At 41.2% G+C, this 23,740-nt stretch carries 24 protein-coding genes; 6 read left to right on the top strand and 18 right to left on the bottom strand.

What is annotated here, in order from left to right; genetic code table 11:
- Positions 1-337: 337 nt before the first annotated feature.
- The 4 genes from ACKI39_RS11100 (at position 338) to ACKI39_RS11085 (ending at position 4,208) form a co-directional block, all read left to right on the top strand.
- The gene (locus tag ACKI39_RS11100) at positions 338-952 is read left to right on the top strand and encodes an imidazoleglycerol-phosphate dehydratase (RefSeq protein WP_407400519.1); all 615 of its coding nucleotides are present in this window, start codon (positions 338-340) and stop codon (positions 950-952) included.
- 13 nt (positions 953-965) lie between these two features.
- The gene (locus tag ACKI39_RS11095) at positions 966-1,463 is read left to right on the top strand and encodes an Lrp/AsnC family transcriptional regulator (protein ID WP_407400517.1); all 498 of its coding nucleotides are present in this window, start codon (positions 966-968) and stop codon (positions 1,461-1,463) included.
- Between the two features lie 189 nt (positions 1,464-1,652).
- Positions 1,653-2,825 (top strand): pyridoxal phosphate-dependent aminotransferase, encoded by a 1,173-nt coding sequence (locus ACKI39_RS11090; protein WP_407400515.1) that lies wholly within the window; start codon positions 1,653-1,655, stop codon positions 2,823-2,825.
- A 48-nt stretch (positions 2,826-2,873) separates the two neighbouring features.
- Positions 2,874-4,208 (top strand): tetratricopeptide repeat protein, encoded by a 1,335-nt coding sequence (locus ACKI39_RS11085; protein WP_407400514.1) that lies wholly within the window; start codon positions 2,874-2,876, stop codon positions 4,206-4,208.
- A 66-nt stretch (positions 4,209-4,274) separates the two neighbouring features.
- On the opposite strand, the gene rsmG is transcribed toward ACKI39_RS11085, so the two are convergent.
- Genes rsmG through ACKI39_RS11065 form a run of 4 tightly spaced genes read right to left on the bottom strand, consistent with a single transcriptional unit; the run spans position 4,275 to position 7,985 of the window.
- Positions 4,275-4,916 carry a 16S rRNA (guanine(527)-N(7))-methyltransferase RsmG gene (gene rsmG / locus ACKI39_RS11080; RefSeq protein ID WP_407400512.1) on the bottom strand — a complete coding sequence of 214 codons (642 nt, stop codon included), beginning with the start codon at positions 4,914-4,916 and terminating at the stop codon, positions 4,275-4,277.
- A gap of 9 nt (positions 4,917-4,925) precedes the next feature.
- Positions 4,926-5,822, bottom strand: a complete 897-nt coding sequence (locus ACKI39_RS11075; RefSeq protein ID WP_407400510.1) for a hypothetical protein — start codon at positions 5,820-5,822, stop codon at positions 4,926-4,928.
- A complete protein-coding gene (locus ACKI39_RS11070; RefSeq protein ID WP_407400508.1) occupies positions 5,809-6,618 on the bottom strand; it encodes a hypothetical protein in 810 nt (269 codons plus the stop codon). Before ACKI39_RS11070 ends, ACKI39_RS11075 begins: the two co-directional genes overlap by 14 nt.
- 35 nt (positions 6,619-6,653) lie before the next feature.
- On the bottom strand, positions 6,654-7,985 hold the full coding sequence (locus ACKI39_RS11065; RefSeq protein ID WP_407400506.1) for a sensor histidine kinase: 1,332 nt from the start codon (positions 7,983-7,985) through the stop codon (positions 6,654-6,656).
- 141 nt (positions 7,986-8,126) lie between these two features.
- Here ACKI39_RS11065 and ACKI39_RS11060 point away from each other — a divergent pair, with 141 nt between their 5' ends.
- Positions 8,127-9,089: an Hsp33 family molecular chaperone HslO gene (locus ACKI39_RS11060; RefSeq protein ID WP_407400504.1), complete on the top strand. Its 963-nt coding sequence runs from the start codon at positions 8,127-8,129 to the stop codon at positions 9,087-9,089.
- 62 nt (positions 9,090-9,151) lie between these two features.
- On the opposite strand, the gene ACKI39_RS11055 is transcribed toward ACKI39_RS11060, so the two are convergent.
- The 6 genes from ACKI39_RS11055 to ACKI39_RS11030 form a co-directional block, all read right to left on the bottom strand.
- Positions 9,152-10,372: a dicarboxylate/amino acid:cation symporter gene (locus ACKI39_RS11055; protein ID WP_407400502.1), complete on the bottom strand. Its 1,221-nt coding sequence runs from the start codon at positions 10,370-10,372 to the stop codon at positions 9,152-9,154.
- 160 nt (positions 10,373-10,532) lie between these two features.
- Positions 10,533-12,020: a 4-alpha-glucanotransferase gene (malQ, locus tag ACKI39_RS11050; protein WP_407400500.1), complete on the bottom strand. Its 1,488-nt coding sequence runs from the start codon at positions 12,018-12,020 to the stop codon at positions 10,533-10,535.
- A gap of 16 nt (positions 12,021-12,036) precedes the next feature.
- A complete protein-coding gene (locus ACKI39_RS11045; protein WP_407400498.1) occupies positions 12,037-13,053 on the bottom strand; it encodes a LacI family DNA-binding transcriptional regulator in 1,017 nt (338 codons plus the stop codon).
- A 194-nt stretch (positions 13,054-13,247) separates the two neighbouring features.
- Positions 13,248-14,093 carry a carbohydrate ABC transporter permease gene (locus ACKI39_RS11040; RefSeq protein ID WP_407400496.1) on the bottom strand — a complete coding sequence of 282 codons (846 nt, stop codon included), beginning with the start codon at positions 14,091-14,093 and terminating at the stop codon, positions 13,248-13,250.
- Complete coding sequence (locus ACKI39_RS11035; protein ID WP_407400494.1) at positions 14,090-14,935, bottom strand: carbohydrate ABC transporter permease; 846 nt, start codon at positions 14,933-14,935, stop codon at positions 14,090-14,092. The genes ACKI39_RS11040 and ACKI39_RS11035 overlap by 4 nt, the downstream gene beginning before the upstream one ends.
- 288 nt (positions 14,936-15,223) lie before the next feature.
- The gene (locus ACKI39_RS11030) at positions 15,224-16,552 is read right to left on the bottom strand and encodes an ABC transporter substrate-binding protein (RefSeq protein WP_407400492.1); all 1,329 of its coding nucleotides are present in this window, start codon (positions 16,550-16,552) and stop codon (positions 15,224-15,226) included.
- A 328-nt stretch (positions 16,553-16,880) separates the two neighbouring features.
- On the opposite strand from ACKI39_RS11030, the gene putP reads away from it, so the two are divergent.
- Positions 16,881-18,395, top strand: coding sequence for a sodium/proline symporter PutP (gene putP, locus ACKI39_RS11025; protein ID WP_407400490.1), 1,515 nt, complete (start codon positions 16,881-16,883; stop codon positions 18,393-18,395).
- Positions 18,396-18,593: 198 nt separating this feature from the next.
- Here putP and ACKI39_RS11020 read toward each other — a convergent pair whose 3' ends face one another.
- From ACKI39_RS11020 to ACKI39_RS10985, 8 genes are all read right to left on the bottom strand, one after another.
- Positions 18,594-19,328, bottom strand: coding sequence for a hypothetical protein (locus tag ACKI39_RS11020; protein WP_407400488.1), 735 nt, complete (start codon positions 19,326-19,328; stop codon positions 18,594-18,596).
- 172 nt (positions 19,329-19,500) lie between these two features.
- Positions 19,501-19,758: a type II toxin-antitoxin system RelE family toxin gene (locus ACKI39_RS11015; RefSeq protein ID WP_407400486.1), complete on the bottom strand. Its 258-nt coding sequence runs from the start codon at positions 19,756-19,758 to the stop codon at positions 19,501-19,503.
- Positions 19,755-19,988, bottom strand: coding sequence for a type II toxin-antitoxin system RelB family antitoxin (relB, locus tag ACKI39_RS11010; protein ID WP_318713500.1), 234 nt, complete (start codon positions 19,986-19,988; stop codon positions 19,755-19,757). Before relB ends, ACKI39_RS11015 begins: the two co-directional genes overlap by 4 nt.
- A gap of 287 nt (positions 19,989-20,275) precedes the next feature.
- Complete coding sequence (locus ACKI39_RS11005; protein ID WP_407400483.1) at positions 20,276-20,524, bottom strand: hypothetical protein; 249 nt, start codon at positions 20,522-20,524, stop codon at positions 20,276-20,278.
- Between the two features lie 683 nt (positions 20,525-21,207).
- The gene (locus ACKI39_RS11000) at positions 21,208-21,693 is read right to left on the bottom strand and encodes a hypothetical protein (RefSeq protein ID WP_407400481.1); all 486 of its coding nucleotides are present in this window, start codon (positions 21,691-21,693) and stop codon (positions 21,208-21,210) included.
- Positions 21,694-21,944: 251 nt separating this feature from the next.
- Complete coding sequence (locus tag ACKI39_RS10995) at positions 21,945-22,415, bottom strand: hypothetical protein (RefSeq protein WP_407400479.1); 471 nt, start codon at positions 22,413-22,415, stop codon at positions 21,945-21,947.
- Complete coding sequence (locus tag ACKI39_RS10990; RefSeq protein ID WP_407400477.1) at positions 22,412-23,065, bottom strand: hypothetical protein; 654 nt, start codon at positions 23,063-23,065, stop codon at positions 22,412-22,414. The genes ACKI39_RS10995 and ACKI39_RS10990 overlap by 4 nt, the downstream gene beginning before the upstream one ends.
- 212 nt (positions 23,066-23,277) lie before the next feature.
- Positions 23,278-23,740 (bottom strand): hypothetical protein (locus ACKI39_RS10985; protein WP_407400475.1); only part of this gene is annotated, 463 nt, incomplete at its 5' end.

Genomic DNA, 23,740 nt, shown 5'->3' with positions numbered 1-23,740 from the left:
CATTAAAATTTCTACTGTTGTAGATGGCAGGTGCTTTTTTATTTCCGTAATGGTTTCAAACTACATTAAAATTTCTACTGTTGTAGATGACTTCCCTATTCCAGATGTAAAAAGGTTTCAAACTACATTAAAATTTCTACTGTTGTAGATAGATACATCAATATTCTTCTCAGCATGTTTCAAACTACATTAAAATTTCTACTGTTGTAGATGCCTTAATATTGGTATGCGTCCCTCTGTTTCAAGCTACATTAAAATTCCTTCCGTAACATTACTCTTTAAATCCCTTTCATTTATGCCGAAAATTTGTTAAATTCTGTCACAATAGAGGAAAACTATGGCACGCATTGCAGAAATCGAACGCAACACTAAGGAAACTCAGATCAAGCTTAAATTGAATCTGGACGGCAGCGGTAAATGTACCGTAAAGAACCCAATCGGATTCTTCCACCACATGCTCAATTCTTTCTGCAAGCACGGAATGTTTGACCTGGACGGAGAAATCAAGGGAGACCTTGAAGTTGACCAGCACCACCTTATCGAGGATACTGGCATTGCTTTGGGACAGCTTTTTGCAAAGGCCCTGGGCGACTGCGCCGGAATCAACCGCACAGGCTGCTTCATCTACCCTATGGATGAAAGTCTCCTTCAGGCTGCCGTAGACTTTGGCGGACGCCCATTCTGCGTATGCAACGCACAGCTTACAAACATCCCTTTGGTTTCAATAAATGAAGGCAAGGAAAGCAGCTTCCAGACAGACTGCTTTGAAGACTTCTGGCAGGGATTTGCCAACGGAGCAAAGTGCAACATCCACCTTGATACAATCCGCGGAAGAAGCGACCACCACAAGATGGAAGGCCTTTTCAAGGCGGCGGCCCGTGCCATCAGAAGCGCAACTGAAATAGACCCGAGACGCAACGGTGAAATCCCTTCAACAAAAGGCATCATTTAATAGAGGTAATATTATGGACAGTTCAGAAGAAATCTTGAATCTCCTTCGCGACAACGCAAGAATCAGCGTAGAAGACATCTCTGCCATGACAAAAAAGTCAGTGGAAGAAGTAAAGTCAATCATGAGTAAGCTTGAAAAAGACGGCATCATCATGAAGTACGCGACCATAATCAACCCAGCCAAGAACGCCTCCGCGAAACAGAAGGTTCGTGCCGAAATCGAACTTTCAGTTCAGCCTGAAAGGGAACACGGCTTTGACGGAATCGCAGACAGAATCTACAGATTCCCACAGGTTAAATCCCTTTACCTTATGAGCGCAGACAACTACGACCTTAAGGTAGTTGTGGAAGGTGACAACAACCAGGAGATCTTCAACTTTGTTGCAAGAAAACTTGCAACACTTCAGGGTGTGCGCGCAACAAGGACACACTTCCTGATGCAGATTTACAAGGAAAACGATATCGTTTATGTAGACGATGATCGCGACAACAGAGAAGCATTCTCTAGTTAAAATTTAGCTTACTAGAATACTTAAAGTGCCCTCTCGGCAAAACCTGACCTGAAAAAAAGGCTGTCTGGAAGCTACGCTGACGAAGCCGCGCTTCGCTTGTGCAGATTTTTTTTCATGCCAGAACTTGCCTACGGGCACTTTAACAACTTTAAGTTTAATTTTATCTACATACTACTTACGAGGAAAGATATGAACACAAGACCAGATAAATTCAGCTCACTTATGGAGAACACTCCACCAAGCGGTATCCGTAAATTTTTTGAAATGCTCATCGGACATGATGATGTAATTTCCCTTTCTGTTGGAGAACCAGACTTTCCGACACCATGGTGCATCCGTGACGAAGCTTTCTATCATCTTGAGAAGGGACACACAAGCTATACTTCAAACTGGGGTCTCATCGAGCTCCGCGAGGAAATCGCAAAATACATGAGCCGCTACGACCTTCACTACAATCCTCAGAATGAGGTTCTCATCACTGTAGGTGCATCCGAAGGCGTTGATGCAGTCCTCCGTGCAATCCTGAACCCGGGCGACGAAATCATCATTGCACAGCCTTGCTATGTAAACTATGTTCCGCTTGCAGAACTCTGCCAGGTAAAGGCTATTCCCCTCGACACAAGCGTTAACGGCTACTACCCTACTGCAAAACAGATTGAAGAACTCATTACTCCAAAAACAAAAGCAGTGATGATCTGTTCTCCAAATAATCCGACGGGAACAATGATTCCTCGCGAAGAACTTGAAAAGATTGCGGAAGTCGTAAAGAAGCACCAGATCTGGGTTATCAGCGACGAAATCTACTGCGAGCTTGCATATGACGGAAGCGAACACGTTTCCATCGGTTCTTTCCCTGGAATGAAGGACTACACCATCATCCTCAACGGATTCTCAAAGTCTTTCGCCATGACAGGATGGAGAATCGGATACATTGCAGCCCCAAGCGATTTACTTGGACAGGTAGTAAAACTCCACGGATACAACACAATCTGTGCTCCAATCTTCAGCCAGTACGCTGCAGCAGAAGGACTTCGCAACAGCTGGGCAGAAGTTGAAAAGATGCGCGTAAGCTACCAGCAGAGACGAAACCTTATGTACAAGGCATTCTGCGACATGGGACTTCCAGTTCCTGAGCCGACAGGTGCCTTCTACATGTTCCCTGACATTTCTTCCACAGGACTTACTTCAGAAGAATTTGCGACACAGCTTTTCCAGAAATACAATGTTGCCGTAGTTCCGGGAAGCGTATTCGGTGCAGGTGGTGAAGGACACATCCGCTGCTGCTATGCTACAGCCGTGGACAAGATCAAGATTGCCCTCGATAAGATTGCCGAATTCGTTGCCGAGCTTAAGAAAAACTAAAAATCTACCGATAATAAAGCAGGAAAGTTTTTATTTAAGGTAGAAGTTATGTCGTTTTTAATTGCAGCAGTTATAATGATTGCACTTTGTGCTGTGCTCACCTTCTTCATGGGAAAGAAAGACCCAAAGAAAGGAAACAGCACAAAGAACAAAGCTCAGATTATAAAAGAAGCCAACAAGCGCCTTGCAAAGAATCCTCATGATCCTCTTGGTCTCATCCCCCTTGGTGAAATCTACTTTGAAAGCCAGCTGTGGGAAAAAGCCTTTACGGTTTACAGCGACCTTGTCAAACTCGCCCTTGCAAACAAAGACGGAACGATAGATCTCTACCAGTCATTCCTCAGACAGGGTATTACAGCCCTTAAACTTGAAAAACTTCCTGAAGCAACCCAAAGTCTCATAAATGCAACAAAGATGAATTCCGTTGCATATGAACCAAACTATTTCCTTGGCCAGACAATGGCAAAGCTTGAACAGTTCGACAAGGCAATTCCTCTGTTCAAAAAAGCTCTTCTTGCAAAGCCTGATGCATCTGAAATCTACATGCAGCTGGGGCAGTGTTTTTACAAGGCAAAGAAATTCAGAGACAGTCTGCCTTGCTTTAAAAAAGCCTTGGACGAAGATCCAGGAAACAAAGAGGCGCTCTTCAACATGGCGGATGCAATGTCCAATGAAGGTCATCCTGAAAAAGCCATAAAAGTTTTCATGCACCTGAGGGCAGACCCAGTCTACGGTCCACGCTCTTGTCTTCAGGCAGGACAGTATCATATGAAGATATCCGATTCTAATTCTGCGATCCAGGATCTGGAAATCGGACTCAAGCATGAATCAACACCTCCAGAAATCAAGATTGAACTTGAATACAACCTTGCCCGCTGCTACTTTGAGAAGAACATGATTCAGAAAGGCCTCATGATGTGCAAGTCCATCCGTGCAAAAAATGCAAACTACAAGGATGTAAACACTCTCATCAGCCGCTATCAGGAATTGAGCCAGAACTCAAACCTTCAGATTTACATCTCAGCAAATTCAAGCGACTTTGTTACATTGTGCCGCAAGTTCATCATGACAAAGTACAAGAACTCTACGGTAAAGATTCAAAGCATCGACGTAGATGTTCTGTACACAGATATCCTTGCAGAAATTTATTCTTCCAAATGGGAAGATGTAGCCTTGTTCCGCTTCTTTAGAACAACAGGAGCAACTGGCGAAATCTATGTGCGTGAATTCCACGGCCACATGAGTGACGTCAAGGCTGCCCGTGGTTTCTGCATCAGCGCTGGAACATTTACGGAAGAAGCCCGCAAATACATCGAGGGACGTCCAATCGACTTGATCGAAAAGAACGACCTTACAAAGATCCTCAAGCAGATTACGATATAGTGAATTCATAAACTTTAAAGGGGATGTCGAATAAGAAAAATCGTTGGATTCTTCAAATCCGTGTGACTATTTTCTCACAACCACCAGATTTCTTTCGTGGTCCTCAAGGAAAGGAACTGTAAGCTTGATTTTTTCATAGAACGGTACAAGGAATTTTACTTCTTCCATTTCTGCAAGGATCTTTTCTTCTCGGGCTTTATAGGCTGCAAGATGACCACCTTTTTTTAGCATCTTCAAAAGCCACTTTGTGATTTTTTTGTCAAAGGGATGGAATGCGCGGAACACCTCAACTTCAAAAAGTTCAGGGTCCACAAGATCAACCTGCTTGCAAAGGACGCGGACATTCTTAAGGTCCATCGCTTTGATGGCGCTTTCAAGAAAGGCACAACGCTTTTCCATGCGCTCAACCAAGGTAAAGTCTGCATTGGGAAATGCAACGGCAAGAGGAATTCCAGGACATCCGCCACCGCTTCCTATGTCACCGACCTTTGTTCCGTCCTTGATGAGATTGGAAAGATGAGGAGCGGCTGCCAGGGAATCAAGGACATGGTTCACATAAAGCTCGTCCTCGTTGTCAGCCTTCATCAGATTGTAGGTCTTGTTGAATTCCATTACGCAGCTGCAGTAAGTTTCAAGCTGTCTGACCTGCTCCTCTGAAAATTCCAATGAAAGTTTTTTAAGTCCTTCAGAAAGTTTTGCGTTCATCATTCCGCCTTATTATTTTTCACCCAGATCGATGAGAAGCTCCATCTTCCAGTCCTGGTCATCCGTACGCATGGTCACAAGATTTCCGATACGGACCGCTGAAAGCTGAGGCCTTTTTGAAAGCTGATAGAGAAATGAATACTCGTTCAGATAATCCTGTGAGACACTTGCCGCAGCATTGTAGTTGACCGCGCTGTGCTCCCCTGCAGAATTCTTAAAGAGCATGTGGAAAGTTTCTGTCCTGTTCTTTCCGTCACTAACATAGCGTCTGTCACCTGTAACAAGGAATGAACCGTCATGCTGAATGTCGGAGATATAGATTTTTCCACAGGTCTTGAGTATGTCATAGTTGTTCACGCTGAACCTAAGGATTCTTGAAGAAGCTTTTTCCGCAGCAGAAGAAAGGTTGTTGCTTGAAACTACCGGAGCAGAGGCAACGATGGTAACTGGTTTTGCAGCAGGAATTTCCTTTGTGTTCTTCTTGATTTCTTCTATTTCTGTAAGAACCTTCTCAAGTATTTCCCTTGTTTCGGAAGTTGTCTGCGTAGTATAGATGCTGCCTGGCAACGCAGAACCTGTGATGTTTCCCAAAAGTCCCATGCTGCTCAAGGCAGAAATTTCATTTGCCGTAAGGGTCGAAGCAACTTTCTTCTCTACCACCGACTTCTTTTCTTCTGCCCGTTCATCCTGGTTTCTTGTCTCGGACTGTATGTTTTTTTTCTTTCCCGAATTCACTCCCTGGTTCTGGAATGAAGGTACATAAAAACCGCTTCCGATTGTTGGAGAAGTGACAGTAGGCATTGTCGGAGCCGTAACGGAACCTATGCCGCTGAAGGACGACTGTGCAGAAAGAGAAGATGCAGCAACCGATACAACTCCTGCAAAAAGGATTTTCTTAAAGGCTTGCAAGACTTTCCTCCACGTATTCAAGACGCTGTGTAAGTTCACTGATGGTTCTTGTAAGGCGTGCGCGTTCTTTTTCCAATTTTTCTTTAGGATCGATTTCCTTTGCTTTCTTTTTCATCATGGCAATCACGCTGTCAGGACTTTTGCCGCTCTTGATCGCCTCGACAGCCTTTGCTTTTTCATCAGGCTTTTTAATTCCGGCAACAATCTTCATGTTGTCGTAGCCAAGATTGGCATCTTCATCAGGAAGCATGCCCACTTTCTTTGCAGTCTTGACCGTGGTGCGTGGAATCTGAAGGATACGGTCGATGTAATCCTCATAGCGGATGTTTGCCTGTTCACAGAGAGCCTGCGCCTTTATCAAAGTTCGACCAAGTTCGATCATTATCTGACCATTTGGGCCGATGTACTTTTCCTTGATTTCCTTTGTAAGGGCCTCCAGTTCAGGAGAAAGTGCCATGTCCAACTTGTAGTAACCCTTCTGTTCCGCAACTTCAAGAAGGCTGTGGAATTTTGCCCAGAAGGCATTTGTGTGGCTCTTTGAACAGTGTGGAGGTTCCTTTCCACCGTTGGCAATGATGTCCTGCTCGTTGGTAAGGTGGTGTGTATACTCATGAATTGCCGTGTAGATCAATTCATTGTCCGTCTTGAAATTTTTATTGTGCAAAAGAATTTCTCTTGTGTCAGGCTTATAAAGTCCGTTGACCCTCTTGCTGTCCTTTCCTGTCATGATTACGGTGAATTCCAGCTCAGAAGGTTCAATGTCGAGAAGCATTTCTTTAATTTTTTCGTTATCCATAGGCCGCCAATTATAGTTGAAAATTCGCTTAATTTCTACTGAATGGAAGACAAGGCTTGTCTAGGTAGACAGACAGAAACCTCAAAGATTCCGTCCTCTGCCTCCGCATTGAAAATACCATGATACTTTTCCACGATGTGCTCAACATTCTTAAGCCCAATGCCATGGATTCCACCGTCCTTCTTTGTGGACTGATACTTTCCGCCCTTCTTCTCGATCTTATCAAAGTGATTGATTATGTTCAGGATGTTGAACTGACCTTCCCCTTCAAAGAGCCTGAACATGATTTCTTTTCTGTCGCTGGAAGATTCTGATTCAGCACGGATTGCATTGTCGATGAGATTTCCAAAAAGCGATATTGCATCCAGATCCTTCAGGAAAGAAAGGTCTACATTTGGCTCAACAGTAAACTGTATTTCTATTCCTGATTTTTCGGCAAGGGATTTTTTTTCAGAAAGAATTGCATTGACCATTCTATTGTTCGTATAGACGCTGGGAGTGATCTTTTCCATCCCGCTTTCAAAGGACTGGATAAGATTCTTAAGGTCATCGATCCTGTTTTCCTCAGCAAGAACCTTCATTACAGAAATGTAATGCTTTATGTCGTGGCGGACGGAAACCTGCTTCTGCTCGATTTCATCAAGATGGTCATAATACTGTTTTTCCATCTGGACCTTTTGCTTGTAAAAATCAAGTTCGTAGTGGTCGCTCTGCAATCTGGACATTTTTTCAACGACCGCAAGAACTATGGCATTACTGAATACCAGAAGAGGAACCACAATGTCGATGAACATCTTGTCCTTGGGGGTGCTTTTTTCCATATGGTAAAGATAGACACAGATAAAAATTGTAACGATTGGAAGAAAAAGAAGAGCTACATAAAGCTTGCCTTCGATAAGTCTTTTTTTTCTGCTGAAAATTTTCTGGTATCCCTTTGAGATGAAAAGAGTAAAAAATTTCTGAAGGGCAATCAACACTATCTCTGCACTATACCCAGACATCCAGTCGAAGTCCATTCCTATTATGACGATTATGAACATATAGATGGATTCCGCAATGCTTTCAATTATATAGAAAATTCCAAAGAGAAGAATTATTTCCAAAGGCTTTGCACGGTATCCAATAAAGCACAAGGTTAACCCTAATATTATTGTAACCGCAATTTGTTCGTAATTTCCTACTATTGGATTTTTTATGAACAGGTCGATGAATATATGGTTCAGGCAGGCTACGATGAAAAAAACAAGGCACGAGAAGACAAGACCCTTTTTCTTTCCAATTCTCCATTCATAATAGTTATTAAAAAGATCGCAGCATAGTAAAACATCGACTACACTGTTTAAGCCATTTAGTATAAGTTCAAACATCTATTGTACAGTTTAAAGAAAATGCTTCGGCATGTCATCAGTTTCTTTAGGCAGCTCAGCTATTGGCATATGGATTTTCCTGGATTTTATGGCTTGGTCGAAAAATTGAATTTCTTTTGGATTTCATAGTATATTATCTGCATGATTAAAGCACAGATAGAAGACAAAGAACTTTTGGAACATCTTGATTCCATTGAAAAAGATGAGATGGCGGTTTTTGTAATGGCAGACGGAAGAATCCGCGGGGCACTTTTCCACGGTACAAATTTCGTCAACCAGATGCGTGCCCAGCATAAGACAGGAATCCTTGAGACCATGGTTCTTGGTCAAGCATCCCTTTGTGCAGCCCTCATGATGCCTACAATGAAAGGCATGGAACATATTTCATGGCGCTACGAATGCGACGGTCCTGCAAAGGGATTCAGTATTGAAGCCGACAGCACAGGCTATGTCCGTGGATATCTCCTTGAAGACCACATTCCAATCGACAAGCCTCTTGAAAGCTGGGATCTTGCACCGTTTCTTGGTAACGGCACAATGACAATTACAAAGGCACATCCCGGGGACAAGAGTCCTCAGGTAAGTTCAGTTGAAACACTTTACAAAAACATCACAAAGGATCTTGCCTGGTACTTCAACCAGTCTGAACAGATCAACACCGCTTTCAGCACAAGCATCTTCATGGACACAAAAGGCCGCGTTAAGGGTGCGGGCGGAATGTTCATTCAGGTACTTCCTGAAACTGGCGGTACAAAAAAGGTGGGTGCTGAAACTTCTTCATCCCCGGACTTTAAGGCTGACGAAGAACTTATTACAAGAGTTGAAAATGCCTTCAGCGCATGTCCTTCCCTTGGCAAATGGTTTGAAGAAAAAGGAAACATCAACGACATCGTTTACGGCCTCTTCCGCGAATTCAAGCCGCAGATTGCAGTACGCCGCAATATCAAATACGACTGCCCTTGCTGCGAAGACTACTACATAGAACACTTGAAATCTCTTGGACCTTCCCAGATCGAAGAACTTAAATCTTCTGGACCAGATCCACTTGAAATCGTCTGCCGCAACTGTGGCAGCGTCTACAGGATTCCGTTCAACAAGCTTTAAAGACCAACAGGGCTGCCCACGATTTTGGACAGCCCTGTTTTTTTCAATCTGCAGTCATTCTGCTATTCTGCAAGATCCTTAAGATCCTTGTTTGTCATTGCACATACGCAAGAGTCAGAGTAGATGTTTACTGCTGTCTCGATCATGTCAATCACTGCGTAAATAGGAAGGATTACTCCCATTACTCCGATTGGCATTCCCTTTCCTGCCATAAGTGAAAGTGTAAGGAAGAAGCATCCCATTGGAACGCCTGCATTTCCTACTGCGCTGATTACGGAAATCAAGATCCATGCAACTACTGTGAAGAGGTTGAGATCAACGCCGCCATTCTTCATTACGAAAAGTGATGTAACGAGGATGAAAGCTGCACAGCCGTTCATGTTGATTGTCGTACACATTGGAAGGATGAAACGTGAGAATTTCTTGTCACACTTTACGCGGTTTTCCACGCAGTCCATTGTAACCGGGAGAGTTGCAGCAGAAGACTTTGTAAAGAGTGCTGTAAGGATTGCAGGAATCATGTTCTTGAAATGCTTTACAGGGTTGATTCCGCGGATAAGGAGGAATGCCGAAAGCACGATGAAGAACTGGATCAGGTTGCCGCTCAAAACAACAGCAGTGTACTTACCGATTGATTCCATTGCGATGTCTGCGCTCATTTCCTTAACAAGCTGAGCTGTGAAAGCGATGATTCCGATTGGAAGGATTGTGATGATCCAGCCGATTACCTTGAATACCAGTTCCTGGAAACCGAGTGTTACATTAAGGATTGCCGTCTTCTTTTCTGATTCTGCCATCATTGAAATTGCAAAACCGAATGCAAAAGAAACGATGAGGATTGAAAGGACATTTCCGGAAACAAACGGATAGATGATGTTGTCTGGAATCGCATTTGTAAAATAACCAAGGAAAGAAGAAGAACTCATGCTCTGAACTTTTTCTGCTCCAGCCGAACCTTCGTATGCAGCAGCTGCAATTACTTCAGGCTTGATGATGAAGAACAGAATTGCCGCAATCGTAGAAGCTGCAATAGTTGTAAGCAATGTGTACATGATTGTTCTTCTAAAGATTCTTGCTGTTTCCCTGTTGCTTCCAAGAGTTGCAAGAGTCGTAAGAACTGAAACTGCGATTGCTGGAACAGCCGTGAACTTGAAAAGTCTTGTGAAAACTGTTGCCACGAAATCGCAAACATTGTCTACTGCACCAACATGCAGTGACCCAAGGATGGCACCGATAACAAGGGCGCCCACCCAGAAAATAACCTGTTTAACCTGTTTTGTCATAATAAATTCCTATATGTATATTTTCGGCACATTATAGGAAATTATTGATTTTAAAAAAAGAAAGGGCATGGATTGCTTCGCTTCGCTCGCAATGACTTGCTTAATTCGCCGTCATTGCGAGGAGCCTGCGACGAAGCAATCCACTCATCAATGCTGGAACTTATTTTGCCGCACGGCCATAGAGGTATGTGTAATGGCCAAGGAATTCATTTGCTTCATCCGTGAACATGCTCTTTGAAGCACGCCACTTCCAGTTGTTTCCAACAGTTGACGGAATGTTCATTCTTGCTTCTTTTCCAAGGCAGGCAAGATCCTGCATGCATAGAACGCAGGTGTTTGAAACGCTTGCCATTCCAGCAATCATCATTTCCTTTACAAGGTCTGCGTTGTCTCCAGCACGAAGATATTCCCTTGCGCTTTCAACATCCTTTGGAGCGGCGGTCTCACACCAGCCCATGATCGTGTCGTTGTCGTGGGTACCCGTGTAGACAATTGAATTTGCTGTATAGCGGTATGGAATGTAGTCGCTTTCTTCGCGGCTGTCAAAGGCAAACTGAAGTACCTTCATTCCAGGGAATCCTGAATCCTTCAAGAGCTGCCTTACGCTGTCCGTAAGGAATCCAAGGTCTTCCGCAATGATAGGCATGTCGCCAAACTGTGCCTTGAGGGCGTTGAAAAGATCCATTCCAGGGCCCTGCCTCCACTGGCCGATCTTGGCATCCTTTGCCCCGTAAGGAATGCAATAGAAGGAATCAAATCCACGGAAGTGGTCGATGCGGAGAACATCATAAATTTTAAGGGATTTTTCAAGGCGTTTCTTCCACCATGCATAGCCTGTTCCCTTCTGGTATTCCCAGTTATAGACAGGATTTCCCCAAAGCTGTCCGTCTGCACTGAAACAGTCTGGAGGGCATCCTGCAACTTCTACAGGAACAAGGTTCTGGTCAAGCATGAACTGGTCAGGGTTTGACCAGACATCTGCACTGTCTGCGGCAACATAAATCGGAATGTCACCGATGATCTGGATTCCGTTTTTGTTTGCGTAATCCTTTAGGGCAAACCACTGCTTGAAGAAGAAATACTGGAGCATCTTGTAGTATTCCATTCTGTCTGCACATTTTCCGCGCCATGCTTCCAATGTAACACTTTCACGCTTGCGGATGTTTTCTTCCCATTCGCTGAAAGAAACTCCACCGTGTGCATCCTTGATTGCCATAAAGAGGGAATAGTCCTCAAGCCAGTCGTTGGCCTTTATAAAATCTCCGAAGTCCGAAGGAATGTTCTTCTTGAAGTTGTTGTGAAGGATAGAAAAAACCTTGTGGCGTTCAACATAGAGTGTGCCGTAGTCAACGTAGTTTTCATGGCCACCCCACTTTACGTTTTCATAGTCTGACTTTGCAAGATAACCTTGTTCTGTCAGAGTATCAAAGTCGATGAAGTATGGGTTCCCGGCAAAAGTAGAGAAACTCTGGTATGGGCTGTCGCCGTAGCTTGTAGGACAGATAGGAAGAATCTGCCAGTAAGACTGCTTTGCCTTCTTGAGCCAGTCAACGAATTCGTAGGCTTCCCTACCCATTGTTCCGATTCCTGTGTTTCCAGGAAGTGATGAAATGTGCATCAGCACGCCGTTTGCTCTCTTGTTCAACATAAATCACCTCTAACCATCATAAAGATGTGGATATTTCTCTGACGCTTTCACCTTCAACAAATTCAAAGGGAATGTTTTTGTGGACAGCGCCGTTCTTTTTTTCTATGGCATCAAGCAGAGTTTTGAGTCCCTGGACTGCCAGCTCCTCCTCGTTCTGCCTGATTGTTGTGATTTTAGGGCAGTAGTACTGGGCGATGGGGAGACCGTCAAATCCTACCACTGAAATGTCATCAGGAACACGGAATCCCATGTCCTTTAGTTTTCTGCATGCACCCATTGCCTGCATGTCCGACATTGCAAAGATTGCCGTCACATCAGGAAACTTCTTTACAAGTTCCTCTGCTGCCTTAGCTCCACCCTCAAGGGAATACTTTGCGGTGGCATAGGATTTTTCCGCATCGAATGTCATTCCGCTTAATTCAAGCCCTTCCAAAAAGCCTTCAAAGCGGCGCTTCGTCACCATGGAAGAAGAAAAATCTCCCCCAATGACTCCGATTTTCTCATGCCCTTTTTTTGCAAAATGCCTTGCAATGAGGAGAGATGCCTGATAACTGTCCGTGCTGACACTGGAAAGATTTTCGTGTTCCTCCGTATCAGCTTTTGTGGAAATAAGCACGCATGGACAGTTTATGCGCGGAAAAACTTCCCTGTTGCGTTCAGGATTTCCGCCAAGAAAGATTATGCCAAGGGCCTTTGTCTCACGCAGTTCCTTTTCCGCTTCCACCGCCTCATTGTCATATTCATCAAGGACAATTACCTTTGAAGTATATGGAAGCTTTTCCATGTTTTTCTGGACTTTTTCCAGAAGGTTGTTCAAAAGGATGTTTGAGGTTCCCTTTACAAGAATCAGGATTGTCTTTGTTCCGCGTGCCTTAAGGGCTTTTGCGTTGTTGTTGAGCACGAAGTTGTATTTGTTCACAACCTCCATGACCTTTTCACGGGTCTTATCGCTTACATAATCCTGATTGTTCAATACACGGGAAACGGTTCCGACTGCGCAGCCACATTCTTTTGCAATATCCTTTATAGTCATAACTGAACCTACCCGAGCTTATATTTTATGGAAACGTTTCAGATATTATCAAATTCATCGATTTTTTTCCATAATATACCCCAACATCCTCAAGTCCAGTCACCAAAAACTCTACCCACAATCCCACGAACTGATTTTTTCTCATACGAAGAATGAAGAAAATCAGTTCGTGCAGATGATTTTCCACAGGAAAATCATCCTTTTACCGCACCCGAAATCACACCCTTGATGATGTACTTCTGCGATGCGATGTAGAAGGCAACAATCGGAATGATGGCAAGAACCAACATCGCCATGAATCCGCCGTAATCCGTAGATCCGTAGGCACCCTGCATTGCAAGCTGAATGGCAACAGGAACCGTCTTGTGCTTTGTTCCAAGGACAAGATATGGAAGAAGATAGTCATTCCATACCCACATTGAGTTGAGGATTGCGACCGTAATTGCCGTAGGCTTGAGCATTGGAAAAACTATAAGAAAGTATGTCTGCAAAGGATTACAGCCATCAATTTCTGCAGCTTCCTCAACCTCAACTGGAACAGCCTTTACAAATCCTGTGAACATGAATACCGAAAGTCCCGCACCGAAACCAAGGTATACAAGAACAACTCCAGGAAGATTGTTAAAGCTTATGGACTGAACAACATATGTCATGGTGTACATGACCATCTGGAATGGAACGATCATGGAAAAAGCAAACAGCATGTAAAGTCCGGTTGTAAATCTATTCTTAACGCGGACAATGAACCATGAGGTCATGGATGTGCAGACAATGATGACAGCAACTGAACAGACCGTAACAAAAAGCGATCTGAGGAACGCAACGAAGAATCCTGAAGATGAAAGTCCCTTGATGTAGTTTTCTACGCCGACAAAAGTGGTTCCGTCTGGAATGGCAAAAGGCGCACTTGAAATGTAGAGACGCGATTTGAAGGAATTCATGAGAACCAGTGCAATCGGAATAAGAAATACGCCCGCAAGAATTGCAAGAAAGAAAATGGTTACAGTATTTGTTGCTGTTTTCTGCCTGGAAAATGTCATGATTCAACCTCCTTGGTGTTTGTAAGCTTAAGCTGAACAAAGGCGATGATTGCAACGATGATGAAGAATACAAACGCCTTTGCCTGACCTACACCCTGCCATCCGATTCTTCCATAGAAGGTGTTGTAGATGTTGAGGGCAAGCATTTCTGTCGTTCTGTTTGGAGCACCTGCAGTAAGAGCAAGGTTCTGGTCGAACATCTTGAATGTATTTGTAAGCGTAAGGAACATGCAGATTGTGATCGAAGGCATTACCATCGGAATCTTTATCTTAAACAAAGTTCTTATAGGGCCTGCTCCGTCAATCTGGGCAGCCTCAATAAGGTCAGACGGAATGCTCTGAAGTCCTGCAATGTAGATGACCATCATGTAACCGATAAGCTGCCAGTTTGTAAGAAACACAAGTCCCCAGAAACCGTATTTTGTCGCATAGGAAATATCAACACCCCAGTTGGAAAGTACACCGTTGATCATAAGGTTCCAGATGTAACCGAGAACAATGCCTCCAATGAGGTTTGGCATGAAGAAAATCGAACGGAAAAATGTAACTCCCTTCATTTCTCTGGTACACAGAAGGGCAAGGAAAAATGAAAATACATTTACCGTAATAATTGAGACTATGGTGAACAGCGAGGTAAAACCCAGTGCATGAATGAATTCATTATCAGTTGTAAAAGCCTTTATGTAGTTGTCAAAACCAACCCATGTTGCCCTTGTAACCGTTGTAAACTTTGTAAATGACAAGCCGATTCCAAGGAAAAACGGAACTATGAAAAACATTGCAAAGGCGAGCAATGTCGGCAGAACAAAAACTGGAAAATATCTTGATAAAGATTTTTGCATTTCAACCTCCTATTGAATCCGAAAAAACTCCCGCTGCAAAATCTGATTGCTTAATTCCACAGCGGGAGCATAACTAATGAAGGACTGTTTTAATTTGCCATTGCGGGGTTTAGTTAAACGACACAAGGATTGTTTCACTGCGTTCGCAATGACACCGGGCTTGCAAATTGCCTTGACCTCTACCAGAAAAATGTTTCAACATTTTTCGCACTTTCAGAAAGCAACCTGCACCCGCGCGAACTACTCTGTAGTTCGCGCCAGCATGTAATTTTCCCCAATTTGGGAAAATTACATGCTGCTTTCTTTAGCCCAGTTGTTGATGACATTTGAAGAAACTTCATCCCAAGACTTTGTTCCCTGTGCGTACTGGAGAAGGTCTGAACCAAAGTCATCCTTGAATCTCTGTGATGGGAAGAGTGTGAAGTTCCATGCGCAAGATACGATTCCCTTCTTTGTCATCCAGTTGTTGATTTCAACAGCAAGTGGGTCTGTTGGGCGTTCGTTTGCAGCAAATGTATCAAATGGAGCGATGAAACCGAGTTTGTTTGTTACGTAGTCTTTTCCCATTGGGCTTGAGTAGAGCCAGTAGATGAAGTCGGCGGTTGCCTTCTGTTCTTCAGCAGTTGCTTGGCTGTTGATGCAGTAGAAATTTTCTGTACCTGTACAAAGGCCCTGTGCTTCCTCTCCTGCTACCCCTGAGTAAATTGGAAGATACTTAACATTTTCAGGAAGAACCTTGTTTCCTGAAACTCCGGCAACCTGACCCCATGCCCAGTTGCCGTTCTGAACCATCGCACATTCTTCAAGGGCAAATTCCGACATTGAATCTGTAACTGTCTTTGTACCCAAAGCCTTGCGGTCTGTAACCGAGTCCGTAATATAAAGGTCAAAGATGTTCTTGAATTCTTTTCCGTACTGGAAATTGATTTTCTTTGTAGCATCTGAACCAAGATCGATATTGTTGTTCTTGAATTCGTAGTAAACAGGAACGTTTGCAAGATGTGTCTGCCATCTCCAGTCTTCTCCTGCCTTAAGAGATGTAGAAGCAAACACGCCCTTGATACCAAGAACCTTTGCGTTTGCCTGCATGTCATCGCAGAGAGCCTTAAGCTTTTCAAAATTGTTGATTTCATCCATTGACGAGAATGAAGTTGCCTTTGAACTGAGTGCAAAATACCTGTCAGTAATTGCCTTGTTGTAAATGATTCCATAGCCTTCAACTACATATGGAACACCATAAGCCTTTCCGTTTGCTGACACAGCAAGTGATTTATCAGAAAGGTGCTTGTAGATTTCTGTATTTGAAAGGTCAGCACAGTAATCCTTCCAGTTTGCATAACCGCGTGGTCCGTTGATCTGGAAAAGTGTTGGCGCATCCTTTGTTGCCATCTTTGACATAAGAGTTGATTCATACTGGTTGTTTGCAGCAGTTTCAACGATTACCTTTACACCGGTTTCCTTTTCATAGGCAGCAGCAAGTTCCTGGTATACGTTTGCAACCTCCGGCTTGAAGTTAAGGTAGCGGACTGATACTTCCTTCTTTCCGCCACAGGATGCAAGCATGATAAGTGATGATACTGCAGCTGCGGCAGCCATTGCTTTTGACAATTTTTTCATTTTTTCCTCCAAAATTGAAAAATATTATTAGGATTCATGTGGAATGTTGGAAACGTTTCCATACTCTCAGTATATTCATTTCCGGATGAAAGTCAAATTTTTTTTATTTTAAACCATGAATGGTCGTATTCATCATATTTTATTTGTAAATTTAAATACTTTTATCATATATTATGGAAACGTTTGCATATTGTAATTTTTTCTTACTCCACTAAACGCAATTTGACGTACCGTTGTAAAAAAGCGCCCTTTCAAACTTTTAGTATAGAAAACACCATTAAATTATACTAAAATGTCTTAAATATTTTTTAAGTCTCAGGTGGTAAAAATGACTTTACAGACAATCGGTAAAATCTGTGCCTTTGCCCTCTACCTGGGCTTCATGGTTTATATCGGAATCAGAAGCTCAAAGAAGACAAACAACGCAAAGGACTTCTTTCTTGGTGGACGCGGAATCGGTCCATGGGTAACAGCACTTAGCGCAGAAGCATCTGACTCTTCGGCTTGGCTTCTTATGGGTCTCCCAGGACTCTGCTATCTCGGCGGTGTCAAGGAAACTTTCTGGACAGCCATTGGTCTTATCGTAGGTACATACCTCAACTGGCTCATCGTCGCAAAGCCATTGCGCAAATGTTCAATCACATACGGTGACTCAATCACAATCCCTGGCTTCTTCAAGAACAGATTCAAGAGCGAACGCTGCAACATCATCTCTGTCGTACTCATCGTTTTCTTCTTTACGATCTACACGGCATCAGGAATCGTTGCCTGCGGAAAGCTTTTCCGTTCGGTATTCGGACTTGACTACACAGTAGGCATGGTCATCGGTCTTGTTGTAATCCTTTCATACACAATCCTCGGTGGATACCGTGCAGTTTGTACCACAGACTTCGTTCAGGGTGCATTGATCTTCATCGCTTTCGTCATTGCAGGAACAGTTGCAGTATTCGCTCTCGGCGGTCCAGCAGAAGCTTTCAACTCTGCAAAAGCATTCAGCGTAAAGGCTCTTTCAGGCGAATTGAACGCTGACCTCCAGAAGGTGTTCACCGCAAACCAGAGCTTCAGTGCAATGAGCGCCGTTTCTGCCTTCGCTTGGTGCCTCGGTTACTTCGGTATGCCACACATCATCGTTCGCTTCATGGGAATCCGTTCTAACGAAGAAATCACAACTGCCCGCCGCGTAGGTATCATCTGGATGATCATCGCCTACATCGGTGCTTTCGTAATCGGTTCTCTCGGAACAGTTTACCTCAACAACCGTGGTATTCTCCTCAACGCTTCAACAGCAGAAACAGTATTCAGCGAGACAATGCTCAAGATGTTCCCTTCTTTCATCGCAGGAATCTTCCTCTGTGCAATCCTTGCAGCTTCAATGTCTACAGCAGACAGCCAGCTTCTTGCAGTTGCTTCCACAGTTTCCCTTGATCTTTACAAGGCAAAGATCAACAAGGACGCTGATGAAAAGAAGGTTCTCCTTGTAAGCCGCATTACAGTATTTGCAGTTGCAATCATCGCTTTCGGGCTCTGTCTCCTTCCTAACAACAACTCAATCTTCGGTCTTGTTTCCTATGCTTGGGCAGGATTCGGTGCAACGTTCGGCGCAATCATCTTCCTTGCACTTTTCTGGAAAAAATGTACAGCTGACGGTGCTTCTGCAGGTCTCCTCGTAGGATTCATCACAGTTGTTGTATGGCACAACCTCCACGGCGGAATCTTTGACGTTTACGAGATTCTTCCAGGATTCATTGCAACCCTTGTTGTTGCTGTTCTCGTAAGTCTTGTTACAAAGACAAAGCCTGGCGTTGAAGAAAAGTTCGACGAATACAAGAACATGGCTGACTAAATAAAATCAGCAAACACAAAGGGAAAGGGCTGGCGGTTAGAGATTATTTCTAACCATCAGCCCTTTTCCTTTTAAAATGAATGATGCCTTGCAAACCGCCCAGATTCAGCTCATTTTATGCCATAGTCCTACAAATCGCAATGTACGACTGATTTTTTTGTAGTACCTGCCGGAGTTTGTCCCCGTTGTTCCCGGTCGTCAATCATCATCTATTGTTAATGAATTTAAAAACAAATCTTTTGAGTTTCGCAATAATTGAAATTCCACGGGTAGTTTTTTACAATCATCAGACTCAAGTATTCTATAGAACTCCAATCTCTTTTCATCAGATATCCAATGATACGGCAGAAAATCATTATTTTTCTTTTCAAAATAGTCGATCTGGTTTTCAAGAATTGATGAATTAATTCTATATAATTCTATTTTTGTTGCATACAAATGAGATTTAGAAACATATATCAACTCATAGGAAAAACAATGAAATGCATTGTCTCTGAAAATTAATTCACCTATGATTTTACCATTATTTATAATTGGTTTATTTATAAATCGTTTTTTATTCCTTCCTCCCTTGTCAACCGAATCGAAACGATTGTTGTACAACGCATATTCATTTACCGAAAAGTCATACGAATTCAGATATTCATCAATTCTTCTATATAGTTCCTCTTGATTATTTTTTGTTAGAGCAAGAAACTTTTTACTGTAGGATTTTTCCTCTAAACGATTTAATTTTTCTAATGGAATTTTTACTGTATGAATAAAAATCTTTCCATCTTGTTTTGACTCTACTATCATATCCATATCGTAAATCTTATGCTTAACACTTTCATCTACCTTAACATCTTTTGTTTTTAAAACTATTTCTGTCTTAGAACATCCAGAAAAGAGGGAAACAAAAAATACAAATAGCAGTAATTTACCCTGTTTCAAAATCACCTCCACATCAGTCATTTTGTAAACGTTAATTTAATTTATGGTCCTGTAGGGGTCTGTCCCCGTTGACCGGACTTTCTGACCAATTTGTTAAACCCTTGTATTTACTGTGTTTAAAACAAAAAAACTGGGCGTGACCAGTTTTGGCCAGTTAGCCCAGTTCTGTATTTTAATCATACACTTCACTGCGGTGACCTATTCTCACTACAGATATTATAAGTTCATTGTCTTTTATTTCACATATCAGTCGCCAGTCGCCTACGCGGTAACGCCACAATCCTGCAAGATTGCTTGAAAGTCCTTTACCTCGTGTACGGGGATCTTCAAGCGCTTCAAGTTCATGTGCATATTTTACAATCTGGTTCCGAATGCTGCCGTCAACTTTTTTTAATGTCTTTAATGCTGTTTCTGAAAAAATAACTTTCATAAACCGAGCTCACGTTCCACTTCGGCAAGCGTGTATGTCTTTTCTTTTCCGCTTCTGATATTTTTTATAACTTCTTCTGCCAAAAAAATATCTTCCAGGTCATCGAGATACTCTTCAAGAAGATAGTTATAGTAAAATGAGGCAGGACGCTTTGTCATTTTCGCAAGGCGTTCAATTCTGATTTTATTCTGAGGATTTGACCTGAAATTTATTACTGCAGAATTAGTCATAATAACCTCCACTTGTAATACATTGTAATACAAATAACTTTATACCGTCAAGTTCATTCCTAAACTTCTGTATTTTCTGAAAGAGAATGCAAAAGTCGCTCCCGCAAGCATAATATAAAACGATTACATCCCTTCCATGACATCGCTTCGGCACGCAGTTTTACGTCCGTGCAAAACTGCTAAACAGAACACGCATTCTGTTTAGGCGTGCAGCCATGGACGGCGGAACACCGGGCCTGCGGCAGCGACTCCGTAGTTTTCTTTGAAAACTACGGACTTTAGAATAGTTATTGTATAATAGCGCGAATTCTTAATGTATCTATAATTCCAAAAATTAAACCTATTATAAGAGCTATTACAATTAAAACTTTTCGAAGAACATCCATGTCTGTTTTAGTTTTTCTTTTTAATATTGGAACTGCAATTAATAAAATAAAGATAAAAGCAACAAAAAAACCAGAAATTTTTAAAGAGTTTTCAAAAAATTCAATTATAGGTCTAAAAATAAAGGCAATAATTTTTTGTTTAGGCGTCATTTCTCATTCCTTGTTATTAGAGTAAATATTTGTTCCCATTGTATATGTAATTCCTATTGAAGGTCCTAAAAGATAATTTGTATATCCAGTCTTATTTGTTATGAAGCGTTTCCAATCAATTTCAATTGATGGGATGCTAACTAGCAATTATAGCAAACTCTACACACATTTTTTTTACCACTTCTTCAAAAAAACGAGAGTCAAATTATCAGCAATCAAGATTTCATTTTTGAAATTATCCTCAAAATTACAAGTGTAAAAAGTGATGAAACAACAATCGTTGGAATCTGCATAATCATATATAATAAATACCAATCATTTTTTAAATACAAAAAATTTACATCAAAATATCCGTTAGCCACAAAAAAGATCAAAAGCCTTAATATATACCCCAGAAATACATACAATACCAGCTTTATAAAATAATCAACTTTTCCCATAATTGATTTGAAATTTACAACTGTCAAAATAACTGAATACAGAGAAGGTAGTATAATGCCTCTAAATTCTACATACAAATTAAAATTCGGCAGCAAAACTACCATCAAACAGTAACATATTTCTACGAGAATCGATTGAAGAAAGATTCTAATTTTCATTACTATACCTCAGCACATTAATTTCCAGTGATTCAGGATTATCTTTCGCAAATTGCTCATATTGTTTGTTTGGTCTAGTGAATCCTAAAGTTCCTTTTTATTGCCTTTGGCTTTAATGTTAGCATTAATTACTATATCACCAACCAAATCACCGCAGTTTTGTCCTTTTTCTCCCGCCCTTAAGGAATATGGGTTTTGGTAAAGTTCATCTCCCTTCTCTATTAATTTTTTATCATCTTCTGATGTGGTGAATATTCGTAAACCACGATCATATTGATCATCCTTATCCCTTTTCTTGTTTTCTTTAATGAAGTCATTAAGAGTTGCATATTTTGCTTTTTCATTATTTTTATTAATGTTTTTTTGTTCTTTTAATGAATCTTTTGAAATAGCTCGCCGACCTTTTTCAGGATTATAAGTCCCATTTACAGGATTACTTCCATCTTTAGAAAAATAAATCCAACCATCCTCATCATTACCAATAAGGATTGCATTATGACCAAACTTACCAGCACCGTAAGATCTATTTAAAATTACTATATCCCTACCATCCGGGTCCGTATACTTCACCGGATTGTTTCCCGCGTAGTGGTACAAATTACCATTGATGGGACGAACCCTGATTTTTCACCTGTTTTCCGATGTTTTTACCTTCTTCGCCCTGGTCTTCCACTCCTTTTCTCTAAATTTTTATCCATATCCATGCTTAATTCTACAGATTTTGCACGGATTCTGCCACTTTTTCAGCCCAGAACTGCGGTTGTAACATCAATTTCAATTTGTGGGAATAAAGACTAGCGTTTTCAGATGGAGCGAAAACGCTAGATGTGGAGGTGTTTATTTTTTCCTTGCTTTTCCCAATAAAGGAATTTTTCATTTTCCCAAGGTTCTTTATAAAAAAAGAATCCAATCAAACGATTAAAAATATTAAGTTTGGCATAATAACCTTTATTAAGTTCAGGGCAAAGTACAAAATAATCATCTTTACAAGTTATACATATTTCATAACCTAATTTAAAACATCCATTTTTTGAAGAAAAAGATTTATATTCAATAAATTTTTTTGTTTTAGCAAATAAATCATTTTTCGTTTTAAATATGTGATTCTGATTTTTCTCGGTGAATAGCATTAACTGTTCAGATTTTATACCTCCATCATCATCGCATGTGTCTAAAAAAGAATCTCCATCTTGCCAAGTTTGTAAACGAAATGTATATTCTGAATTCTCTTTAAAAGCTAATTCCAAGAATTCCATAAAATTCTCATTGTCTAAAACTCTAATAATTTTCATTTTTTAGGAAAAAACCTCCAGTTTGGATTAAAAGGATTTAATCGAATCTCTTTGCCATAAATATACAGATGCCAAGGTTTTTCAACTGAACCTGATAATTTTACACCTAAAGAACGCTGGGTTGCTTTTGAAACAGATTCCATGCCCCTTTCTATTCGTATGTTACCTTTTGGACTTTTAAATAAAGATTTTGATCCGGTAATTAGACCTTTTCCAACTGAAATTGCAGCAGTTCCAACTTGGATAATCTCTATAGCTGTAAGAACTTTCTGAAAATCTCCATCTTTTAATCCGTAACTGTTTCCTGCACCTAACAAAGGAAATCCCGAATCATACTCCGATTCATAATACTGGAGATTTCCATTATTATCATAACTAGTACGAGATTTATCTTCATAATTTATTGTATAACCATTTTTTCCAACCGTTACACTTTTTGTATATTTCTTAGCTTCTTCTAACTGCTCCTTTGTTTGAATTCTATTTTCACCATTTTTAAAATTAAGTCCTACTTTTTCGCATATATCCCGTGAAAGATAAATATTCATATTCTGTTCAAACATTGCATCCAGAACTTTATTTGCATCTCCATCTTCCCTTCCGTCAGGGTCTATATAGCGTACCGGATTATTCCCCGCGTAGTGGTACAAATTACCATTGATGGGACGAACCCTGATTTTTCACCTGTTTTCCGACGGTTTTACCTTTTTCTGCCTGGTCTTTCACTCCTTTTCCTAAAATTTTCATCCATATCCATGCATAATTCTACAAGTTTTGCACGAATTCTGCCACTTTTTCAGCCCAAAACTGCTGTTGTAACATCAATTTCAATTGATGGGAAGACAGTGGTTATAAACACTTTTTAGTATTCAAGTTTCTTTATAGCATTTTGGTATAGCAATTCATCTCCTGACAATTCTTTTATAACTTTTAGTTCCTTTTTTGCCGACACTAAATCATTTTGTTTAAGAAATACTTCAAACATCTTAAAATGTAAGTTAAGGTCTTTTGAATAAATTTTATCGGCCTTACGATAATAAATTATTGCATTATCGTATAGAAGATTTTCAGCATAAATATCTCCAGCTAGTTCGCAAGCATTCATTTTAAGAAATCCGTGATGAAGACTTTTGTCAGCAGAAATAAATTCATTTAAAGCTATTTCTCTTTCTTCAATCTGTGCATAAAACAGTCCTTTGAAATAATTAGAATACCCTTTTTTATAGCGATCATAAACTGAAAGCCATTTTTCTTCATCAATATCAATATCCTTTCCATTTAAGGAACCAAATATTGCTGTTATTTCATCAGATTCATATCCTTTA

Source organism: Treponema sp. (assembly GCF_045641405.1).
In the GTDB taxonomy this organism is placed as follows: Bacteria; Spirochaetota; Spirochaetia; order Treponematales; family Treponemataceae; genus Treponema_D.
This window is presented reverse-complemented; position numbering and strand designations above follow the sequence as displayed.